The organism is Cytobacillus oceanisediminis (assembly GCF_003182355.1).
Taxonomy (GTDB): domain Bacteria; phylum Bacillota; class Bacilli; order Bacillales; family Cytobacillaceae; genus Cytobacillus; species Cytobacillus oceanisediminis_A.
Window position 1 is genome coordinate 61,316 of sequence record NZ_QGTW01000009.1, and the last position, 19,952, is coordinate 81,267.

Here is a 19,952-nt window from a genome sequence, read left to right on the forward strand (position 1 = left end):
ATTGTTCATGGCACAAAAAGGGATGCTGTTAGTTTATACAGGCGATGGCAAAGGAAAAACAACTGCCTCGCTTGGTGTCGCATTAAGGGCAATTGGCCGGGGCATGAAGGTGAAATACTACCAATTTATTAAATCACCGGAACGTACATATGGTGAACAGCTGGCCCTCAGGAAACTGGGTGTTGAAACCGTGCAGCTGGGAATCGGGTTTACATGGACGAAAACAGCGGAGGAGCACCGTGAAGCACTTGCGACCGCCTGGCAGACAGTAAAAGAAGAATTAAAAGATGAAACAACAGATGTCTTAGTGCTTGATGAACTGAATAATGCTTTGGCTATCACACGATTTCCCATTGACGATGTGCTGCCATTACCTGAAGTGCTGGATGCCATTCAAAACCGTCCAAAAACGATGCATCTGGTGATCACAGGGCGTTCTTCAAACCCTGCCATTCTCGAATTAGCCGATCTAGTGTCTACCATTGATGCCACTAAACATTATTATGCCGAACAGGATGTTAAAGCCATGAAGGGGCTGGAGTTTTAAGCAGCCCTCCCGAGTATTTAGGATCCTGCATCTATTTAGGTTTTGGAAATTGAGGAGAATTTTAATGATAAAAGAATCCCCTTTGCTATACGATTTTGAGAAGCTCTGGAAGGAAGGCATGCTGGATTGGCATGGCAAGATTCCGGAGCGAATGGTAGATGATGAGCTGGAGGAAGCCTTTTGGATGCAGTCCATGAGGAAAAAGAAATACAAGCAGACAGATGAGTATGCCAAAAGGATCTACGAAAAAATGAAGAAGCATATCCCGGAAGACTCAAGCTGTATTGAATTCGGTCCGGGATGGGGCAACTATACCTTTCCGCTCAGCCAGGATGTCAGAAGTTTAACACTGGTGGATGGTTCAAAGAGTGTGCTTGCTTATTTAAAGCAGTACTTTGAAGAGGAGGCCCCTATCCAATTTGTCCACAGTAAATGGGAAGAAGCACAATTGGAGCCGCATGATGTCGTGGTTGGGGTGAACTGCTTTTATCGAATGTATGAAATGAATGAAGCACTGAAGAAAATGAACAGGCTGGCAGCAAAGCGTGCCATAATCGGCTTAACGACTGGCCCTATTCAGCCGCATTACGTCCTATTGGATGAGCAGTTTGGCTATGACATTAAATACCCGCGCCGGGATTATATCATGATCGTCAACATGCTGTACCAGTTAGGCATTTATGCAGATTGTGAAATGATAAAGCTTGAGCGGGAGCATCGATATGATACATGGCAGCAGTTAATTGATGCCGGGAGCAAGAAAATCTTATCTCCCCGGTTTGAACAAGCAAATGTGGAAGCTTCATTGGAACGATTTATTTCCAAAGAGGACGGCCAGTTTGTGTACCGTTATCCTTTCCATGCGGCAATCATCAGCTGGGAGCCTGTGAATCATATATGACTAGGCCCCGTTTTATATTACTGATAGCTGTATTGGCCGCGGGGCTGCTTGCTTCGATGACTTTTGCCGTGATGGTAGGATCTGTGGACATTACCCCACGCCTTATTTGGGAAGTACTCTTCTCAAAGCTGGGTATATTCATAGTAACAGATGCTTCTAAGGCACAGATGGTTATTATTTGGGATATACGATTCCCCCGAATTGTACTTGCGGCCATTGTAGGTGCCGCACTGGCCATTTGCGGGGCAGCCATTCAAGCTTTAGTAAAGAATTCAATCGCAGATCCTTACATTCTGGGTGTATCTTCAGGTGCTTCTGTCGGAGCTGCATCTGTTATTTTACTCGGTGCATTCAGCGTTCTGGGGGAGTATGCTATATCCTTGGCCGCATTTTTAGGGGCTATCCTTTCGGTCATGATCGTGTTTTTTCTAGCGCGTGTCAATGGACGCATCTCTGTCATTCGTCTGCTTTTGGCAGGGATTGCCGTTTCGATGGTGTTATCCGCCATTACCAATTTTATTCTGATGATGTCCAAGCAGCAGGGCGGTATTCAAGCGGTCATGTATTGGATGCTCGGCAGTCTGGCAGGCGCAAAATGGTCCAATCTGGGCATCCCATTTTTTTCACTTCTGCTGGTTTTTATTCTGCTGCTCATGAATTATCGGCAGCTTAATGCTTTATTGCTTGGAGAGGAAACGGCCGCGACACTTGGCGTTAATCTGGACCGGTTTCGAATTTTTATCATTCTCTTTGTATCTCTTCTGACTGGTGTGGTCGTCGCAGTCAGCGGAAGCATTGGCTTTGTCGGACTGATTATTCCTCACATCGTGCGGATGATGGCAGGGTCTAATTACAAAATGGTTCTCCCGATAAGCGCCCTCACGGGTGCCATTTTCTTAGTTTGGGCGGATATGGCCGCACGTATGGTGCTGGCGCCCGAAGAAATGCCAATCGGGATTATTACTGCCATTTGCGGAAGCCCATTCTTTATTTGGATGCTTAGGCGAAAACGTTATTCTTTTGGGGACGGTGAATAAGGATGCTCCAAGTCAAAAATATGGCCTTTTCAATGTCAGACAAGCAAATCTTAAACAATATCACTTTTTCCGTTAAACAAGGAAAATTTGTCGGCATCATTGGACCGAATGGAAGCGGAAAATCGACGATGCTAAAAATCATTTATCGTCATTTAAAACAATCGAGTGGTATAGTGACGCTATATGAAAAAGAGATCGGACTTATCCCGCAGAAAAAACTTGCTCAGGAAATAGCGGTTGTGAGTCAGGAAACACCAGTACTCTTTGATTTTACCGTAAAAGATTTAGTCATGATGGGGCGGACACCGTACAAAAAATGGCTTGCCGCTGATAACCACGAAGACGTTGCCATCGTCGAAGAAAGCATGCTGCTTGCAAACGTGCTTCACTTAGAAGACCGCACCTTTAGCCAATTATCCGGCGGCGAGAAGAAACGGGTGATGCTCGCACGCGCTCTTGCACAGCAGGCAAACATTTTAATTTTGGATGAACCGACCAATCACCTGGATATTGAACATCAATATCAATTAATGGATTTAGTAAAGGATCTGCCGATAACCATTGTGGCAGCCCTCCATGATTTAAACTTGGCAGCTGGGTATTGTGATGAACTGCTTGTCATGAAAGATGGGGCTCTTTATATGGAAGGAACACCGGAGCAGGTCCTGACAGAAGAGACATTGAAGGAAGTCTTCCATATGCAGGCTGGTGTTACGAAAAACCCATTTACCCAAAAACTTCATTTATTTTTTTACACAAACGATTAAATTGAATTGAGGGACCTATTAACATGAAAAATAGCAGAATTTGGGCTTTCCTGTTCTTAACTGCAGCACTATTATTAGCCGCATGCTCAGCAGAAGAGGCAAACACGGCAAAGGTGAATAGTGAACAAGCGGAGCAAACGGAGAAAGTAGTTATTGAAAATGAAGGATTTGTGAATGAATACGAAGAAGCGCCAAAGCGTGCTATATCATTAAATCAGCATGTGACTGAAATCATGCTGGCACTTGGTTTAGAAGATTCAATGGCTGGTACAGCATTTTTGGATAACGAGATTTATGAGCCATTACAGGAGGCATACGACAAAGTTCCCGTATTAGCAGAAAAGTATCCATCAAAAGAGCAAGTCATATCAGAGGAAGCAGACTTTCTATATGGCGGCTGGGAAAGTGCCTTCAATGAGAAAAACATTGCAACACGTGAAGAACTAAAGGAATTAGGCATTAACAGCTACTTACAATCTTCATCTGTTAAAGTGGCACCCACCCTGGAAGATATCTATAGTGACATCCGCAATATCGCAACCATTTTCCGGGTGGAAGAACGCGGAGAAAAACTAGTTGCTCAAATGAACCAAGAGATTGAAGCCATTACATCACAATTGCCTGATGTAAAAGAGCCGCTGGATGTTCTGGTTTACGACAGCGGTGAAACAGATGTATTCACAGCGACACAAAACTTCATGAATACACTTGTCACAATGGCAGGCGGCCACAATGTCTTTGGAGATGTAAAAGGAAACTGGGCGACCGTCTCAAAAGAAGATGCAGTAGAACGCCAGCCTGATGTCATTGTAGTGATTGATTATGGTTCCACAACTGCAGAACAAAAAATTGAGTTCCTTAAAAAAGACCCGGCCTTAAGCCAGACACCTGCCGTACAAAACGAACGCTTTGTCATCCTGCCTTTATCAGCAGCATCTGAAGGAGTTCGTGTCGGGGAAGCGCTGGAGGTTTTGGCAAAAGGTTTTTATCCGGAAGCTTTTAAAAATTAGGTTGTCTGTAAGGGTTTAGATTTCAAAATAGATTTATCCGCTGAGCTGATTGGAGCGGAGGGCACTTGATCCTCGAAAATACATTCGCATTTTCTTCGTGCGGTGTTGATTCAGGGAAGATTATTCAATGTCCTGCGGGAGGAGAGGGAGCGGGAGACCCCGCAGGTGAAGCCGAGGAGGCTCCCGTTCCTCCCCGGGGAAAGCAACAGCTAATTTAAATTTTCCTATTTGAAAAGAAAAACTATTCGTTTCCATACGTCCCCCTGAAGTGTGTATTCACAAAAAGTTTGTATACTCCTGGTGATCCTTTAATACGCGATCTAATGCTTGCCAAGTCATCAAAGCGCAATTATGTCTGGCTCTCAATGCATGAACTCCTTGTAATGCCATACTGTCTCCTAAATCTATGGATTCAGGTATGTGGCCTCGTCGAATTAAATTTTCCATGGCTTTTCTATAAGAAGCTGCTTCAGTAAGCGTTTTATTTTTTAACAGTTCTGTCATCATGGATGCTGAGGCCATACTAATGCTGCAGCCCTCACCGCGAAATGCTGCTTTCTTTATGGTTCCGTTGTCCACTTGTAAATATAAATTCATTACATCTCCACAGGTAGGGTTTTTATAGTGGACTTTTATTACATCCTCCCCCTAGAGCTCTTCAAAATTCTTTCTATTTTTATAATGATCAATGATGACTTGACGGTACAGATTGTCAAGCATAGGGCTGCATTCCTCCCTTGTGGAACAGATTTTGTATTAATTGGCAATACAGTTTTTGAATTGCCGTTCTAATTCCTCTTTATTTAAGTCCTTTCCAATAAACACGAGCTCACTCATTTTGCTTTCGTTTTCCTTCCATTTCCGGTCGGGAAATCCTGAGAACAGCATGTGTATGCCTTGAAAAACAACCCGTTTTTCTAAGCCTTTGATATGGAGAATCCCTTTATATCGGAGCAGGTCTTCGCCCTTTTCCTGAACAAGATAGCTCATCCATTGGTCTACCTTGTTCATATCAAGAGGTCTTTCCTCCCGAAAAGCGATGGAAGAAACCTTATCGTCATGGTGGTGATGATGATGGTCTTCAAGGAAATGAGGGTCGATTTCAAGCTTGCGGCTCACATCAAAAGTATGTATTCCCAGTATATCGGCCAAATTTATTTTGCAATTCTTACTATACAGCCTTTTAGCAGCAGGGTTCATATTTGCGATTCTGCCCTCTAGTACAGCCAGCTCATCCTCTGAAACCAGATCTGTTTTGTTTAAGATAATTACATCAGCGAAAGCAATCTGTTCCTGTGCTTCATCATGTCCATCCAAATGACGGGTGATGTGTTTGCTGTCAATCACCGTAACAATGCTATCAACCTGGAATTTTTCCGATAAGAGGTCATCCATAAAGAACGTTTGGGCAACAGGTGCAGGGTCAGCCAGACCGGTCGTTTCAATTACGACACGGTCAAACTTTACATGACCTTCTTCCATCGAAAAAACAAGCGTTCTTAAAATACGGATTAAATCTCCGCGGACTGTACAGCAAATACAGCCATTGTTCATCTCCAATATTTCTTCATCAGAGTTAACCACCAGCTGGTTGTCAATTCCAACTTCGCCATACTCATTCACGATGACAGCCACTCTCTGACTATGCTTCTCTGTTAGAATGCGGTTTAATAATGTGGTTTTTCCAGCCCCTAAATAGCCGGTTAGAATGGTTACGGGTATTTTTTTGTCTTGCAGGAAATTCATGTTTTTCCCTCACTTATAAAATTTTTGAAGCCTTTTTTACTTTTTCCTTATCCTTTGACACGCCTCTATTGGTGCCTGAACTCCGAACAAAACCCTCAAGCGTAAACGTATGGCTAACTTTTTCTGTATAATCCTCTTCCTCGAGAATTGAATCAATGAAGGGAGAAGTATCTTCAGCTTTCAAGTCTTTGTACCATGTTCCTTTTGGGTAATGAATGGAGACACATTTATCATGGCAGCGGCCGTTGCATCGCGTACGAGTGGTATGGATGACATCATCAAGGTCTCTTTTTTGAATTTCGTTCCGGATCGCTTGGGTCAGTTCTTCTGCTCCGGCTTTGTTGCAGCTGCTTCCATTGCAGATAAGAAGGTGATGCTTTGTATTGCTTAAATCCCAAGTTGCCATTTTTAAATACCTCCCAATGTTAATTGATGCGAAATTTTTTGAGCAACGAAGATTTCTTGGCATTTTCCAGCCATCCGTCCCAAAAACAAATCGTAATGATTACGGTTTATGGTGTAATTTTATATGCTTTTTATTTTAAAAGCAAATAGAAAAGAAAAATGACAATCGGCAAGTCACATTTGGCGGGGGGCATGTTCAAGCTGTAATAACGATTTTCTCAGTACTTCATGCTCCAATTCATCACCGATAAAAACCAGCAATTCCTTCATCTTTATTCCAGCGTTTGTATGATAGGGAACTCCATAAGCATACTGAAAGAGGAAAGTAGCTGGATCTCCTTCAAATCGTATGTAGCCCTTGATCCGATAAATGTTCTCTGGTATATTTCTCAGGAATTCTTCAAATCGATTTTTATTGACCGGATTTTCAAAGGTATGGACATATGTTTTTATATGGAGGTGCTCGGTTGCATGAACTTTTTCTCTTGCCGCATCCTTTGATGTTTTTCTTACTGTCATGCTATCAATATCAATATTCGTAAATTCAGCTGTCACTATTTTGCCTGTTTGATTTAAAGCATGCAGCTCATTCATGATTTCTTCCTGTTTTTCATCTGAAATGAGATCTACTTTGTTTATCACAATTACATCCGCATGTTTGGCTTGTTCGGTTATTAATTTTTGCAGCGGACGCTTAAAGCTATGGCGATTGGACCAGCCTGAAGCATCTATGACACTAATAATTGTTCCTATGTTTAACTTGTCTGCAAGAAGAGGGGACAAACAAGCATCCAAAACCTCCAGAGGATGAGCCACGCCTGTTGTTTCAATATAAACCACATCAAGATTATGGTTTTCCAATAAATCATACATTTGGACTTCCAGTTTGTCTGATAGCGTGCAGCAGACACAGCCATTCAATAGTTCTTTTAAAGGAGTGTCCTTTGGCACTGTGGCCGAATCAATTGAAACCTGGCCAATTTCATTCATGACCACTCCCACTTTTCTTTTCCGTTTCTCTTCATTTTTTAATAACCGCTGGAGAAGTGTGGTTTTCCCGGAGCCAAGAAATCCGGATAGTATATTTATTTCTGTTTTTTTTCCTTGCTCATGTTCAATCATTCCTTTCGCTTAAATAGTAATTATTACGATTTAGTATAAAAATAATCAGTAATCTGCACAAGCGATACAACTAAAAAAAATTGCTGCTTGTTTCCACATAAAATTGATGGTAAATTAACTATAAAAAACCAAATCGTATTCATTACGATTTATCCGGTGTTAAGGAGTTTATTTTCAGATGATATTACAACGCACATGGAGTCAGTCTTATAAGAGTTGAAAAGGATTAAAACTGTAAAGGAGCAATATACAGATGATTTTATCTCGAAAAACCATTGAAAAGAAGATAAGAAAGCGAGAGCTTATTATAGAACCCATAACCTCCGGACAGCTTCAGCCTGCTTCAGTAGATCTACGCATCGGAAGTCACTTTTTGCAGCTGGATGAATATGCAACTTCCTTCATTTCTTTTGAAAAACCTGCAGTTTATAAGGATATTTATAAGGATCGCATCCTTATACCTCCAAATGCATTTGTATTGGCTACAACTATGGAATATATTCAGCTGCCAAACAATATTACTGCCTTTGTGGAAGGGAGGAGCTCGATTGGCAGGCTAGGACTTTTTATTCAAAATGCAGGCTGGGTTGATCCTGGGTTTGAGGGACATATCACATTAGAGCTTTATAATGCAAATAGAGTACCAATTGAACTTATTTCAGGAAGAAGGATTTGCCAGCTGGTCTTTGCTGCCTTAGATCAAGAAAGTGTGCCTTATAAAGGAAAATACAATGGCCAGGAAAAATCTACGAGAAGCAAAATTTATGAGGATGCTGATACAGAGCAAATACATAATCAAATCAACAAGTTTAAAATTTTTGATTAATAGATTAGAGCTTTGTAATGCTTTTTACGGAAAAGGCGGCTCAGTAAAAATGGTTAACTGAGTAATACGTATTGAAATTAAACGAAAAAATAAGGATGAGTTTATGAACTTAAAATTACCTTCAAAACAAGAGCGGCATAAGCTGTTTGGGTCGGTTCAGCCCGGGGAGAAGCTGAAGCCTGCAATTAAAGATGAAATGGTTGATTTACAGAGCCAGAAAAATGATTTTTTGTTTAATATTGATAGCGTTGGTATAAGCAATGTTAAAATTCCAGTAACCATTAATAGCTTTCTTGAACCTGTTAAACAAGGAACCATCGCTGCCTTTACGCTGACTTCTAGCATACCCGGTAATCAGAAGGGGACAAATATGAGCAGGTTTATTGAACAGCTGGAGGAGTACAGGTTACGGGGATTTACAATGGAGCAAGAACAGCTGTATCAGTTTGTCAGTGATCTTTCAGCACGGCTAGGGCAAAAGAATGTCAGATTAGAAGTCGAATTTCCTTGGTTTTATGAGAGAAAGGGCCCTTCTTCAGAGCTTTCCGGACTGAATCATGCAACTGTCAGAATGACAGTTCAACAGGATTCTGATAAAAATTATAAAATAAGCGGTGAATTGTCATGCGCGGTTACGACACTTTGTCCATGCTCAAAGGAAATCTCAGAGTACAGTGCACATAACCAAAGAGGGATTGTAAAGATTTCTGTTGATCCAACAGTGTTGAGTGAGAATTGGAAAGAACAATTACTTTATGCCGCAGAATCGAATGCCAGCGCTTGTATACATCCACTGTTAAAAAGAACTGATGAGAAGATTGTGACAGAAACAGCATATGAAAACCCAAGATTTGTTGAAGATATGGTTAGGCTTGTAGCAGCAGACTTATATGAGAAGGAATGGATAAATGGATTTACAGTCGAATGCAGAAACGAAGAATCAATCCACCTTCATGATGCAATTGCGACATTGACCTATAAAAAAGAAAATTAAAGTTGAACAGCCCGACAAAAAAAATCGGGCTGGTGTCATTTAGTTAACAAGTTTTCGTCTGTCGACTTTTTCTATGAAATCTTCTTTTAAATCTTCTATTTTTGTTCCATTTCCAATTAGTACGATGATAGGTTCTCTATTAAATCTTACGGGACTGATAGCCAGTTGGTTGGCTGCATACTGAAATGAATAAAACTGTTTATCCTCCTTAAAAGTAATAATCCCTTTTGCTCTTAAGAGATCAGGCTGATTATTAAACCAATCTATGAAAGTCTGCCTCTCAATGTTTTTAATCCCTTTTAACTGGACAGCTTTAATTCCAGAATGGTGTACGGGATGTTTAATCTCATTTTCATTCCCTTTATCTGTTTTAAGTCTCAGAATCGTCGATAAAGGAATAGCCGCGTGTGTGGTTTTATGAATTATCGCACTGGATTGTACATCTTCATTTAATTTAGCTATTACTTTATCCAACTTGACTTGCTTTACTAAATCTGTTTTGTTTACACAGATTAAATCCGCAGAAATGATTTGCTGCCGCATTAATTCACGTTCATTTTTACTTGTCCATAAGATGCTCTTAAAATCTAAAAAATCGCTTGCATCAACTAAAGTGACAAGCGAATGAAATTCAAAGTACTTTTTGAACTCATCCCTTATGACAACATTTTTTAATTCTAAAGGATTAGCAACACCTGTCCCTTCTATAAACAAGATGTCAATAGGGGTGTGTGCTTGCTTAGTCAAAAGCTCCTCGAAAACCTGTTTTAAGGAACTTTTCAACGTGCAGCAAATACATCCGCCTAAAATTTCATATAATGGATTCCCACTAAACAAATGATCCTCTACATTTTCTTCACTTAATTCGTTCAACACCACTCCAGGCTTAAGCTTGTTTTCAATGCATTGTTCAATCATAATTTGCAGAAATGAGGTTTTGCCGCTTCCTAAAAAGCCGCTAACAATAACAACAGGAATTTTTTTCATTCGATCCTCTCCTTTACTGTTATATTAGAACGTAATCATTACGATTTAATTACGATATTAACTATATGAATATGAGATTCAAAGATATTACTTACTTTTTATATACTGTCTTTTATTAAAGGTTGTAAGTAATCCAGGAAACGTATATTAACTAATCGGAAGGAAAATGCAAAACGATTTTCAAAAACCTCATGTGAAATGACCCTTCATGAGTTTGTGCTATTTAAGAAGCGAATCTAATGTTTTTTGATCAGACAGGATTGTTGCATAAATAAAATATTTGTGATTTAATAGCTTTATTCAACAAACAAATCGTAATTGTTACGATTTAAAATAAAAGAGGAGTGAATTCATTGGCAAAAAAATCAAAAGTAGCAAAGGAAATAAAACGTCAAGAGCTTGTATTAAAGTATGCAGAATTACGGAAGGAATTGAAGGCAAAAGGGGATTATGATGCTTTAAGGAAGCTGCCAAGGGACTCTTCACCTACACGTTTGAAAAATCGCTGCCAGGTGACCGGAAGACCTCGGGGATATCTCCGTAAATTTAAAATGTCCCGAATCGCTTTCCGGGAATTTGCACATAAAGGACAAATTCCAGGAGTAAAAAAATCCAGCTGGTAAAATAAAATTTGGAGGTAACGAGAATGAAGGAAAATACTCATCCAGATTATCATAAAGTTGTATTCATGGATATGAACAGCGGCTTTAAATTCTTGACAGGATCCACAAAGACAGCCAGTGAAACAATTGAGTGGGAAGATGGAAACACATATCCGTTAATCAAAGTTGAAGTAAGCTCAGATACTCATCCGTTTTACACAGGGGTTCAGAAATTCACAGATCGCGGTGGCCGCGCAGAACGTTTTATGAAGAGATATAACATGAAGAAAAAGTAAGGTTCTTCCACTTAGCAAGGTGAGGTAAAAGGATGAATTCGCATCTGATGGAAATTATTTCAAGGGAGATCATAAAATCACTTCCTCCAAAGCAAAGGGAGATTTATGAATTTGTCATTGGGCTGGAAGATGAATTGGCTCAAAAGGCTTCGACAACAGAAGAATTTATGGCTCTTCTTGTGAAGCATTCACCTCATAGGCAGGCCGCAAAGCATTTTAACCTTTCATTTGGACAGCTAATGATGACCATGCATGAAATTGAGGACATTATAAACAGGCAGCTTGAGAAGAAATTAAAAGATGTAACATGGGTCGAATTAACAGACAGTGCCCGAGCAAGAAAGAAAAATAATAAAATAAAATACTTTTATTTCTCCATAAACGATCGTTAAAAATTTTTTAACTTTTAAATCGTAATGATTCCGTATTAAAAAGCAGGAGGCATATATGGACTATGAGTGGGTCGTGGTAGGAGGCGGCATTCAGGGCAGTACCATTGCAGCCTTCTTAGTAAAGAATAATAAGGTATCACCAGATAAACTGCGCATTATTGATCCGCATGAAATGCCATTATTTAAGTGGACCAAAAGTACAGAACGGATTGGCATGAAATTTTTACGCTCACCCTTTGTGCATCACCTCGATGTCGATCCGTTTAGCTTAAGAAATTATGCGGTGAACCACCATAGGAAGAAAAGTGAGTTCTATGGTGTCTATAAAAGGCCTTCGCTGGAGATTTTCAATGAGCACAGTCAATCACTGTTTCAAGATCTCGGCTTAGAGGCAAGCTGGCATCAAGGATATGTAAACGGAATCGATAGGGAGAACGAAATGTGGTGTATCAGCACAGACAGCGGAGAACGTCTAGAAGCAAATAATGTCGTATTGGCGCTAGGCATAAACGATCAGCTAAATGTACCTGAATGGGCAGATTCTATTAAGCTTGGCCAAAATCAGCTGTTTCATATTTTTGATGATGCCGCAAATATTTCGAAATTGCGGCCGCCAGTTGCCGTTATTGGAGGAGGAATTACAGCAGCACATTCAGTAATCAAGCTTTCAGCACTCTACCCGGGTCAAGTCACTTTAATAAAAAGGCATCCCTTTAGGGTTTGTGACTTTGACAGTGATCCAGGGTGGCTGGGACCCAAATATCAAAAATCTTACCTGCGAATCATGGATTATTCCGAACGAAGAGAAGTAATCAAAAAGGCAAGAAACCGGGGATCTTTGCCGTCAGAATTATTTCATAAGCTTAAGAAACTTGAAAATAATCAAACGATAAAGGTGGTAGATGGGGAAATCTCCTCCGCAAAGGAAGAGGAAAACCAGGAAATGATCCTTTCAGTGGACACGCAAGAAGTCAAAGTGCATTCGGTTGTTTTTGCGACGGGGTTCAGGCCATCAAGACCTGGCGGAAGCTGGCTTGAAAAAGCAATTGAAAAGTTTGGCCTTCCTTGTGCAAATTGCGGATACCCGATTGTCAGCCAATCTCTCGAATGGTGTCCTCATCTATATGTAACAGGTCCTCTGGCAGAATTGGAAATTGGGCCGATTGCCCGAAATATTTCAGGGGCACGCCAGGCTGCAGAAAGAATTGTCCGAAGTGTTTAAGAACTAAATATCAGGAGGAGTTTAAAATGAGAGTAAAGATCACACTTGCTTGTACAGAGACAGGGGACAGGAATTATATTACCACCAAAAATAAGCGGAACAATCCTGACCGGATTGAATTAATGAAGTATTCACCACGTTTAAAGAAACATACTTTGCACCGTGAAACAAAGTAAGGATTACATTGATTTATATTCTTAACGCTTTTTAGAAGTTAAAAGGTAAGGGTGGGGGTGTTTGAGGTGAAGCCCCTAAACTCTTCCACCCTTAAAATGATGCTGAGGTTACTGAAATAAATAGGAAAACATGTATGCCGATTGGTTCCTTTCTTCGGGGGCAGAAATCGGCTGCTTTTCTTTAAAGAGTCTTATAGAGTCTAGTTTTATATAACTGCGTTTGAGCTGTTTCCCTATGGTTCAGGAACACAAAATAAATCGTAATGGTTTCGCATTTTTGGAAGGGAGTGTTCAAAATGTAATTACATAAATGTTTCAAGAGATCCGTACATATCCAAAATGGGGGAATGAATATGAAATTTAAAAAAGTGAACTTACTTGCCTTAATGCTCATTTTAATGCTAATGCTTGCAGCCTGTTCAGGTGACAAGAAACAAGTCAGCAATACTCAAGATTACAAGACTGCAAATCAAAACGAACTAATTTATGCTGCATCAAAGGATATTAATGATATGAATCCCCATTTATATCCGGGCTCTATGCCGGCTCAAGGTGTGGTATATGAATCTTTGGTCGAAAATACTGAAGAAGGAATTAAGCCATTGTTAGCTGAATCCTGGGAGATATCAGAAGATGGGAAGGTATATACATTTAAGCTAAGAAAAGGTGTAAAGTTCCATGATGGAGAACCCTTTAACGCCGAGGCAGTAAAAAAGAATATCGAAGCTATCCAGGAAAATGCAGAAAAGCATGCTTGGATTAAACTATCAACCAAAATTAAAGAGGTCCATGCAATCGATGAATACACAGTGGAATTAGTTCTAACAGATGTATATAATCCTGCGCTGGTTGAACTTTCGATGACAAGGCCATATGTGTTTATCTCTCCTAAAGATTTTAAAGATGGCGGCACAAAAGATGGTGTGAATGGCTATCATGGAACAGGGCCTTACATACTGAAAGAGCATAAGACCGATGAGTATGCCGTTTTTGAGGCTAACAATCAATATTGGGGCGGCTCTCCTGATATTAAGAAGATCACCGCCAAAGTTCTTCCAGCTGGGGAAACCACATTTCTAGCAATGCAAAAAGGAGAAGTGAACTTTGCATTTACTGATGATCGGGGTGCAGACAGTATTGATGTAGAATCAATTAATTTACTAGTTGAATCTGGTGATTTTCAATTGGTGAGAAGCGCACCAATGAACACGAAAATGATTGTTGCAAACAGCAGCAAAGCTGATAATCCTGCCAGTGAGACTGCCGTGCGTGAAGCAATATGGCACTCTATTGACAGGGAGACCATAACAAAAGATATCTTAGGCGGCACCGAGACAGTGGCCAACTCATTGTTCTCATCTAATGTGAATTATGCAGATGTTGACTTAAAGAAGCGTAGTTACGACTTGGAAAAAGCAAAGGAACTATTAGAAAAAGCAGGATGGAGATTAGAAAATGGTTCTAAGGTTAGAGCAAAGAATGGAAAGAAACTAACGATGGCACTCTACTATGATAGCAATTCCTCCTCACAAAAAACACAGGCTGAATTCATCCAATATTCATTAAAGGAAATCGGAGCTGAGCTGAAGATTATTGGTGAGGAATCTACTTCTATTGCCAATAGAAGATCTACGGGTGAATATGATTTATTATTCAACCAGACATGGGGACTGGCTTATGATCCTCAAAGTACTATTAATGCCTTTACATCTGACTCATCTTACTTACATACAACAAAGGGAATTGCAGAAGCAGATGAACTTTATAAAAAGATTGCTGATGTCATGGTTTCTAAAAATGAGAATGATAGAAAGTCGCAGTATGCTGATATATTAACCATTGTTCACGACGAGGCAGTATTTATTCCAATTTCGAATGGAAACGTCACAGTCATTGCGCCTAAGAATTTAGCGGGTATCGGCTTTAAGCAAACTCAATATGAGCTGCCATTTGAAAAAATGCACTTTGAATAAAACTGTAAAAAAAGGGGGGTGTCCCCCTTTTTTTAAACAATGTAAATAGCATTACCTTAAAGGAGATCGATATGGGAAGTTATATTATTAAAAGGCTCATCACATCCATCCCTTTACTGTTGATTATTTCACTAATAACGTTTGCATTAATTAATCTCTCTCCTATGGATCCGGCTAAAGTGGTATTAGAGGCGCAGGGGGTCCCAAAGATAACAGAGGAATTAATTGCTCAGACGAAAGCAAATTTGGGGATGGATAAGCCATTTATCATTCGCTACTTTGATTGGGTGGTCGCATACCTGCACCTTGACTTTGGAATTTCATATGTAACAGGCAAACCTGTTTGGTCATTATTAGGGCCAGCTTTTCTGAATACATTGAAGCTGACAATGGTTTCATCTGCAGCCATTATCGTTTTATCTATCCTGTTGGGTGTCGCTTGCGCTTTGACGGCAGGTAGATTAATAGATAAGTCGGTAAGAGGATTATCATTTTTTCTAACTGCTATGCCGTCCTATTGGCTTGCTTCACTTTTGATTTGGTATTTTTCTGTTCATCTTGATTTTTTGCCTACTAGTGGTATGGAATCATTTGAACATTACATATTACCGGTTACGGTCATTACAGTCAGCTACGCGGGGATTTATTTTCGATTTGTCAGAAGTTCGATGCTGAGCAATTTGAATGAAGACTATGTTCTATATGGTAGAGCATGTGGATTATCAGAGTGGAAAGTCACGATGCATATATTGAGAAACTCACTGCAGGTAGCCATTTCTATTTTCTGTATGGCTATACCAATCATATTGGGAAGCACAGTCGTAATCGAAAATGTTTTTGCCTGGCCAGGGCTTGGCAGTTTAAGCGTCAGGTCCATACTTAACAGAGATTTCCCAATCATTCAAGCTTATGTTCTTATCTTGGCAGCAGCTTTTGTTTTGTTTAATACAATTTCTGACATCATTAACGCTGCAATGAATCCTAAATTGAGGAATGGTCTGTAAATGAAAATTTTAATTAGCTTATGCAAAGATAAACTGGCAATGGTATCGCTGGTGTTTATTGCAGTTCTAATCACCGCTGGCATATTTGCTCCTGTATTTGCCCCGCATAGTCCTGAGGAAGTAAATATGAGTCTCAGGTATGCAGGGCCGTCTTGGGAGTATATTTTAGGAAATGATCATTTGGGACGGTGTGTCTTATCCAGATTAATTTATGGAATCCGCCCCAGTATTTTATGGGTTTTTGCAGCATTACTTATATCTGTATTGATCGGAGCAATTTTAGGCTTTATTGCCGGTTATTTTCGAGGAAAAACGGATTCCGTCATCATGAAGATTTGTGACGTCTTACTTTCTTTTCCTGGCTATGTAATGGCTTTGGCGCTTGTCGGCATCCTAGGGGTTGGACTTGAAAACATCCTGATTGCGTTTATCTTGATTAAGTGGGCATGGTTTGCCAGGGTAATAAGAACATCTGTTATGCAGTATGCCGAATTAGACTATGTTAAATTCGCAAAAGCATCTGGAATAAGCCATGGAAAGATTATTTGGAAACACATTGTGCCTGTTACATTCTCAGATATAACGGTCATCTCAAGCAGTTCGATGGGGACCATGATTCTGCAGATTTCAGGATTCTCTTTTCTTGGGCTCGGCGTTCAAGCCCCTCAAGCTGAATGGGGAATGATGCTGAATGAAGCCAGAGAAGTGATGTTTACAAGGCCGGAGCTAATGGTAGCCCCAGGCTTAGCGATTGTGCTGGCTGTAATGGCTTTAAATTTTTTATCCGATGCACTTCAAGTAGCCTTGGATCCCAGACTGTTAAACTCGAATATTAAGAATCAGGTTAAGGCACCAGTTTCAAAAGTAAAGATTAAAGAAAGAGAGGTGTCGAGCTAAAAGATGAATTTTCTAGAAGTGAAAAACTTGAAAATCTGGGATTCTCAAACTGGTAAAGCGATTATTTCTAATAGTTCATTCGAATTAAAGCAGGGAAGCTGTCTGGCAATAGTGGGAGAAAGCGGCAGCGGAAAGTCTGTCACTTGCAGGTCTATTATGAGGTTAAACAAACCGACATTGCGCCAATCCGGAAATATTTTATTTAAAGGTGAAAATCTAAACACTTTTACCGAAAAAGAGATGAGAAGAAAAAGAGGGAAAAATCTTTGTATGATTTTGCAAAGCGGGATGAGTGCATTTGATCCCTCTTGTGTCATCGGAGTTCACTTGCATGAAACATTATCAGAGCACTTTGGCTGGAATAAAGCTCAAGTGGTGGAAAAAATGGGACATGCCATGAGAAGTGTTATGCTGAAAAACCCTTTGGAAATGATGAACAAATATCCCCATCAGCTTTCTGGCGGCATGCTCCAGCGGACGATGATTGCACTCTCAATTGTTTTAGAGCCTGACATCATCATTGCTGATGAGCCAACAACAGCCCTTGATGCCATCTCTCAATTTGAGGTTGTTGATCAATTTGTCAAATTGAGAAAGCAGATGGGCAGTTCAATCATTTTTGTTTCCCACGATTTAGGTACAGTGAAAAAAATGGCTGATGAAGTTTTAGTTATGAAGGATGGAGAAATTGTTGATAGGGGAGATATTCAGTCCATCTTTTCAGAATCACAACATGAATATACTAGATATTTAGTTTCTACCAGAATGGCCTTGAGCAGGAATTTTAATAATCTTATGAGGAGAGTTTAAAATTGCTGATTGTGAACAATGTTGAGAAATCCTATAAAACCGGGGGACTTATTTCAAAAAAAACACAGAAAATTTTAAAAGGTGTCAGCTTTGATTGTCAACGGGGAGAAAGTCTGGGGATTATTGGAGAAAGCGGAAGTGGTAAATCTACACTCGGCCGTTTAATAGTTGGAATTGAAAGGCCAGATGCGGGTACCGTTTTATTTGAACAAAAGAATATAACAGACAGCAGTGTGAGATTAGGCAATATTAGTGCCGTTTTCCAAGACTATAAATCATCAATTAATCCATTTTATACTGTTGAAAAAGCTATTATGGAGACTTTAATCATTCAAAATAAGAGAAGAAAAGAAATGCAGGCGAAAATTGATCAATTGTTAATCCAAGTAGGGCTGGACACTTCCTATAAAACCAAATATCCTCATGAACTCTCAGGCGGAGAAGTTCAGAGGGTATGTATTGCAAGGGCAATTGCAGCAGAGCCAAAATGTATTTTATTTGACGAAGCCATCAGTTCTTTAGACGTTTCTGTGCAAACACAGGTCCTTGATTTATTGAAGGAATTAAAGAAAATCTATAACATAAGCTATATTTTTATCACGCATGATATTCAGGCTGCGGCTTATATATGCGATAGGGTGATTATTTTTAGAGATGGTCAGATTGAAGAAACAGCGGATGTACATCAATTAAGGCATGTTCAATCAGCATATGCAAAAAAGTTATTAGGGGCAATCATAACTTTTTAATGTTCAGCAAATGAATAATTTAATAGGCTCTGGGAGGGAAACCGTGTGGTTGGAGCTTTATCTTGGCCATTTATGAAATTGTATGTTTTAGTTCTTCTTTATTTTAGTGCAAACTCTATCCTTAATGTTTTAATTCCATTACAGGGAGAAACTTTAGGGGCCAGCAATACAGAAATAGGTATCATCATGGGAGCTTATTTGTTCACAACCATGTTCTTTCGGCCGTGGGCTGGGTATATTATTCAAAAGCATGGACCGATAAAAGTGTTACGCATTATTCTTTTTATCAATGGCTTTGCTTTAATCTTATATACGATAACCGGGCTAGGCGGTTACTTACTTGCGCGTATGTTACAAGGGGTATCTACCGCTTTTTTTTCAATGGCGCTGCAGATAGGAATTATAGATGCATTGCCAGAAAAAGATCGTTCTCAGGGCATTTCACTTTATTCTTTATTTTCTTATATACCAGGTATTGTTGGTCCTTTATTGGCATTAGGAATTTGGCAAGGTGGAATGGAATACTTTCCAATCGTAATGATCGCAATGGCCATTTCTACCGGGGTGTTTGGGTATAGCACCAAAATGAATAAGGCCGAAGCCCAGGATATGACAAAAGAGGCTAAACAGGGTATCAATATGTTTCATTCATTTGGTCAGATCGTGAAAAATCAGCATTTGTTTAAATGTAGTGTTTTAATGCTAGTATGCTCTATTGTATTTGGAGCCATAACTGTGTTTGTACCTCTATATGCTGCACAGTTAAAAAACGGAAACGCTGGAATTTATCTAATGCTTATGGCAGGAACAGTTGTACTTTCTCGATTTACCCTCAGAAAAAGAATTCCTTCCGACGGGAAATGGCATTCCCCTTTTATAATGGGGACAATACTCCTATTAACAATGGGGGTACAATGCGTAAGCTATTCTTTAACTGGCGGAGCCGTCTTTTTTTACCTTGGTGCTATATTATTAGGGATAGCTCAGGCTCTTTTATACCCAACATTAACAACATATTTAAGTTTTGTCTTACCTCAGATGAATCGAAATGTATTATTGGGCTTATTTATCGCAATGGCTGATTTGGGTGTGTCTCTAGGTGGTATTATAATGGGCCCAGTAGCTGACATCTTCTCATACTCAACCATGTATCAGCTATGTGCGATCTTAGGGGTGGCAATGTTCCTATTTGTCTTTAAGCGACGTGAAGTATATTCATCGTAAACCAAGAAAACTGTTTCCAGAGACTGAACCATTTAAAAATGACAAAAATAAAACACTTAAGAGCTCCTTAATGTAATGAAGGAGCTCTTTTTTTAGCAGCGTTATGGATGGGGTTTCACATCAGTCTCGCTGTTTAGCAGGACCTCTGAGTACTTAGCAGCTTTTTTATAGTAACTTTGTATTCATGATTTCGGACTTGCAAAAAAAGGAAAGATTTTATAAAGGAACAGATTTAAGTTGCCATTTTTCTGAAACTATGCAATAC

The 19,952-nt window shown here is 39.8% G+C and carries 23 protein-coding genes; 18 read left to right on the forward strand and 5 right to left on the reverse strand.

What is annotated here, in order from left to right; genetic code table 11:
- The first annotated feature begins 7 nt into the window (after nt 1-7).
- The 5 genes from DFO73_RS16695 (at nt 8) to DFO73_RS16715 (ending at nt 4,262) form a co-directional block, all read left to right on the forward strand.
- Nucleotides 8-547 (forward strand): cob(I)yrinic acid a,c-diamide adenosyltransferase, encoded by a 540-nt coding sequence (locus DFO73_RS16695; RefSeq protein ID WP_110065856.1) that lies wholly within the window; start codon nt 8-10, stop codon nt 545-547.
- Nucleotides 548-611: 64 nt separating this feature from the next.
- A complete protein-coding gene (locus DFO73_RS16700) occupies nt 612-1,448 on the forward strand; it encodes a class I SAM-dependent methyltransferase (RefSeq protein WP_110065857.1) in 837 nt (278 codons plus the stop codon).
- Entirely contained in the window at nt 1,445-2,485 is a 1,041-nt protein-coding gene (locus tag DFO73_RS16705; RefSeq protein ID WP_110065858.1) for a FecCD family ABC transporter permease, read from the forward strand. The genes DFO73_RS16700 and DFO73_RS16705 overlap by 4 nt, the downstream gene beginning before the upstream one ends.
- A gap of 2 nt (nt 2,486-2,487) precedes the next feature.
- Nucleotides 2,488-3,252, forward strand: a complete 765-nt coding sequence (locus DFO73_RS16710) for an ABC transporter ATP-binding protein (RefSeq protein ID WP_110065859.1) — start codon at nt 2,488-2,490, stop codon at nt 3,250-3,252.
- A 23-nt stretch (nt 3,253-3,275) separates the two neighbouring features.
- On the forward strand, nt 3,276-4,262 hold the full coding sequence (locus tag DFO73_RS16715) for an ABC transporter substrate-binding protein (RefSeq protein WP_110065860.1): 987 nt from the start codon (nt 3,276-3,278) through the stop codon (nt 4,260-4,262).
- A gap of 276 nt (nt 4,263-4,538) precedes the next feature.
- Here the strand turns inward: DFO73_RS16715 and sufU are convergent, their stop codons facing one another.
- From sufU to DFO73_RS16735, 4 genes are all read right to left on the reverse strand, one after another.
- A complete protein-coding gene (gene sufU, locus DFO73_RS16720; RefSeq protein WP_309043626.1) occupies nt 4,539-4,898 on the reverse strand; it encodes a Fe-S cluster assembly sulfur transfer protein SufU in 360 nt (119 codons plus the stop codon).
- 120 nt (nt 4,899-5,018) lie between these two features.
- Complete coding sequence (locus DFO73_RS16725; RefSeq protein ID WP_110065861.1) at nt 5,019-6,008, reverse strand: CobW family GTP-binding protein; 990 nt, start codon at nt 6,006-6,008, stop codon at nt 5,019-5,021.
- A gap of 13 nt (nt 6,009-6,021) precedes the next feature.
- Nucleotides 6,022-6,414, reverse strand: coding sequence for a (2Fe-2S) ferredoxin domain-containing protein (locus tag DFO73_RS16730; RefSeq protein ID WP_110065862.1), 393 nt, complete (start codon nt 6,412-6,414; stop codon nt 6,022-6,024).
- A gap of 173 nt (nt 6,415-6,587) precedes the next feature.
- Nucleotides 6,588-7,535: a CobW family GTP-binding protein gene (locus DFO73_RS16735; RefSeq protein ID WP_110065863.1), complete on the reverse strand. Its 948-nt coding sequence runs from the start codon at nt 7,533-7,535 to the stop codon at nt 6,588-6,590.
- A 253-nt stretch (nt 7,536-7,788) separates the two neighbouring features.
- Between DFO73_RS16735 and dcd the strand changes: the two genes are divergently transcribed.
- On the forward strand, nt 7,789-8,361 hold the full coding sequence (gene dcd, locus DFO73_RS16740) for a dCTP deaminase (RefSeq protein WP_110065864.1): 573 nt from the start codon (nt 7,789-7,791) through the stop codon (nt 8,359-8,361).
- A 103-nt stretch (nt 8,362-8,464) separates the two neighbouring features.
- Nucleotides 8,465-9,355, forward strand: a complete 891-nt coding sequence (gene folE2, locus DFO73_RS16745; protein WP_110065865.1) for a GTP cyclohydrolase FolE2 — start codon at nt 8,465-8,467, stop codon at nt 9,353-9,355.
- A 39-nt stretch (nt 9,356-9,394) separates the two neighbouring features.
- Here the strand turns inward: folE2 and DFO73_RS16750 are convergent, their stop codons facing one another.
- Nucleotides 9,395-10,342, reverse strand: a complete 948-nt coding sequence (locus DFO73_RS16750) for a CobW family GTP-binding protein (protein ID WP_110065866.1) — start codon at nt 10,340-10,342, stop codon at nt 9,395-9,397.
- A 353-nt stretch (nt 10,343-10,695) separates the two neighbouring features.
- On the opposite strand from DFO73_RS16750, the gene rpsN reads away from it, so the two are divergent.
- From rpsN to cntE, 11 genes are all read left to right on the forward strand, one after another.
- Complete coding sequence (gene rpsN / locus DFO73_RS16755) at nt 10,696-10,965, forward strand: 30S ribosomal protein S14 (RefSeq protein ID WP_110065867.1); 270 nt, start codon at nt 10,696-10,698, stop codon at nt 10,963-10,965.
- 23 nt (nt 10,966-10,988) lie between these two features.
- On the forward strand, nt 10,989-11,240 hold the full coding sequence (locus tag DFO73_RS16760) for a type B 50S ribosomal protein L31 (RefSeq protein WP_110065868.1): 252 nt from the start codon (nt 10,989-10,991) through the stop codon (nt 11,238-11,240).
- A 32-nt stretch (nt 11,241-11,272) separates the two neighbouring features.
- Nucleotides 11,273-11,632: a hypothetical protein gene (locus DFO73_RS16765; protein ID WP_110065869.1), complete on the forward strand. Its 360-nt coding sequence runs from the start codon at nt 11,273-11,275 to the stop codon at nt 11,630-11,632.
- Nucleotides 11,633-11,687: 55 nt separating this feature from the next.
- Complete coding sequence (locus DFO73_RS16770) at nt 11,688-12,854, forward strand: FAD/NAD(P)-binding protein (protein WP_110065870.1); 1,167 nt, start codon at nt 11,688-11,690, stop codon at nt 12,852-12,854.
- Between the two features lie 26 nt (nt 12,855-12,880).
- Entirely contained in the window at nt 12,881-13,030 is a 150-nt protein-coding gene (gene rpmG / locus DFO73_RS16775; protein ID WP_095312352.1) for a 50S ribosomal protein L33, read from the forward strand.
- Between the two features lie 353 nt (nt 13,031-13,383).
- A complete protein-coding gene (cntA, locus tag DFO73_RS16780; RefSeq protein WP_110065871.1) occupies nt 13,384-15,003 on the forward strand; it encodes a staphylopine-dependent metal ABC transporter substrate-binding lipoprotein in 1,620 nt (539 codons plus the stop codon).
- A 71-nt stretch (nt 15,004-15,074) separates the two neighbouring features.
- Nucleotides 15,075-16,007, forward strand: coding sequence for a nickel/cobalt ABC transporter permease (opp1B, locus tag DFO73_RS16785; RefSeq protein ID WP_110065872.1), 933 nt, complete (start codon nt 15,075-15,077; stop codon nt 16,005-16,007).
- Nucleotides 16,008-16,904 (forward strand): staphylopine uptake ABC transporter permease subunit CntC, encoded by an 897-nt coding sequence (gene cntC / locus DFO73_RS16790; RefSeq protein ID WP_110065873.1) that lies wholly within the window; start codon nt 16,008-16,010, stop codon nt 16,902-16,904.
- Nucleotides 16,905-16,907: 3 nt separating this feature from the next.
- A complete protein-coding gene (gene cntD / locus DFO73_RS16795) occupies nt 16,908-17,714 on the forward strand; it encodes a staphylopine uptake ABC transporter ATP-binding protein CntD (RefSeq protein ID WP_110065874.1) in 807 nt (268 codons plus the stop codon).
- A 2-nt stretch (nt 17,715-17,716) separates the two neighbouring features.
- Nucleotides 17,717-18,463, forward strand: coding sequence for an ABC transporter ATP-binding protein (locus DFO73_RS16800; protein ID WP_110065875.1), 747 nt, complete (start codon nt 17,717-17,719; stop codon nt 18,461-18,463).
- Between the two features lie 45 nt (nt 18,464-18,508).
- Nucleotides 18,509-19,687 (forward strand): staphylopine family metallophore export MFS transporter CntE, encoded by a 1,179-nt coding sequence (cntE, locus tag DFO73_RS16805; protein ID WP_110065876.1) that lies wholly within the window; start codon nt 18,509-18,511, stop codon nt 19,685-19,687.
- Nucleotides 19,688-19,952: the final 265 nt, after the last annotated feature.